Annotated in this window: 2 protein-coding genes and 2 tRNA genes; 2 read left to right on the top strand and 2 right to left on the bottom strand. The window is 60.2% G+C overall.

Going from position 1 to position 1,639, the window contains the following annotated elements:
* Positions 1-74 precede the first annotated feature (74 nt).
* Together FJZ36_19340 and FJZ36_19335 are read left to right on the top strand one after the other, a co-directional pair.
* Entirely contained in the window at positions 75-293 is a 219-nt protein-coding gene (locus tag FJZ36_19340; GenBank protein ID MBM3217053.1) for a helix-turn-helix domain-containing protein, read from the top strand.
* Positions 244-1,293, top strand: coding sequence for a site-specific integrase (locus FJZ36_19335; protein ID MBM3217052.1), 1,050 nt, complete (start codon positions 244-246; stop codon positions 1,291-1,293). The genes FJZ36_19340 and FJZ36_19335 overlap by 50 nt, the downstream gene beginning before the upstream one ends.
* A 106-nt stretch (positions 1,294-1,399) precedes the next feature.
* Here FJZ36_19335 and FJZ36_19330 read toward each other — a convergent pair.
* Together FJZ36_19330 and FJZ36_19325 are read right to left on the bottom strand one after the other, a co-directional pair.
* Positions 1,400-1,474 (bottom strand) — tRNA-Gly (locus FJZ36_19330).
* A 27-nt stretch (positions 1,475-1,501) separates the two neighbouring features.
* Positions 1,502-1,576, bottom strand: a tRNA-Thr gene (locus tag FJZ36_19325).
* Positions 1,577-1,639 lie beyond the last annotated feature (63 nt).

Here is a 1,639-nt window from a genome sequence, read left to right as displayed (position 1 = left end):
TTCAGCAGGGCTTCCGCTGAGCAGCCGCAGAGGAGAGAAGCCCTCCGCTCTTTGACAAGACAGAGGGAACGCCCATGGAACGTCTACTCACCGTCGAGGACGTCTGCGAACTCCTTCAGTTCAAGAAGTCCTACGTCTACCGACTGACCCACCGCGACGAAATCCCGCACTTCAAGATCGGCAACCACCTCCGGTTCCGCCGCTCCGAGCTCGAAGCCTGGATCGGACGCAAAGCCAACGGCGATGGACGATCGCTCCTCGACGGAGAGGAGCGGCGCGATGCCCGTCTATAGGCGCGGAAACTCCTGGCGCATCGAGATCATGATCGACGGGAAGCGATTCCGCGAAACCCGCAGAACCAAGAAAGAGGCGCTCGAACGAGAACGCGAGATCGTCGCCGAGGCGACGCGCAACGAGTACGTCGCGCCGAGCGCCCAATCCGTCACTTTCCGAGAGTTCGCCCCGCTCTATCTCGAATGGGCGAAGGCGAACAAAGCGCCGCTGACCTACCGGAACGAACACTCGAAGATCGAGACCTTCTTCGTCCCAACGTTCGGCAGACGACAGATGAATTCGATCACGTCGTACATGATCGAGCGATACAAGCTCGACCGCCGCGCGAAGGTGTCTCCGCGCACCGTCAATATCGAGTTACAACTGCTCTCGGTGATGTTCGCTCAGGCGATGAAATGGGGACACGTACGGCACAATCCGGTGAAGGATGTCGAGCGACTGCGATTGCCGACGAATCCGCCGCGGTTCCTGTCCGACGACGAGATCGCGCGGTTGCTCGCGGCGGCGCGGACGACCTACCTGTATCCGCTCGTGCTGTGCGCGCTGCACACGGGAATGCGAAAGTCGGAACTGTTGAACCTGACATGGAACGACCTCGACTTCGCGACCGGCACGATCACCGTGCAGTCGAAGGCGGATTGGCAGACGAAGAGCCGCCGGTTCCGCACGATCGAGATGACGGAGGAACTGAAGGTGTGTCTGGGGTCGATGCCGCGCGAATCCGGCTACGTGTTCACGTATGCCGGGAAGCGGATCACGTCGAACGTCAAGAAGACATGGAGGCGGATTCTCTGCGAGGCGAAGATCAACAACTGCACGTTGCACACCCTCCGCCACACGTTCGCGTCGCATCTGGCGATGCAGGGCGTGCCCCTCATGCATATCCAGCAGCTGCTTGGACATCAGGACTACGACACGACGCTCATCTACGCGCATCTGTCGCGGGAGAGCGTCCGAGGTCAGGTGCACAAGCTGCCGTTTGCGAAAAAGGAGCCCTAACCGGCTCCTTTTCCCATTTCCCCAAGATTACCCCAAAACGCATTATCGGAACGTTTCGGCGGGGAAATCGTGTTCGCGCAAAGCCGTATGACGACTGGGTTGAAGATGGAGCGGGAAACGGGATTCGAACCCGCGACCCTCAGCTTGGGAAGCTGACGCTCTACCACTGAGCTATTCCCGCCGATCGAGCACTCCGGGCGTGTATGGGTGGAGCCGACGAGTGGATTCGAACCACCGACCGGCTGATTACGAATCAACTGCTCTACCCCTGAGCTACGTCGGCTCGCGTCGCCGGTTGTGGTCGCCGGCACAAGCTACGTTATCTTCCTCACCGCGCGGAGTCAAG

It is taken from the genome of Candidatus Poribacteria bacterium, assembly GCA_016866785.1.
Classification (GTDB): Bacteria; Poribacteria; WGA-4E.
Note: the sequence above shows the minus strand (reverse complement) of the source record. Positions and strands in the feature narration are given on the sequence as shown.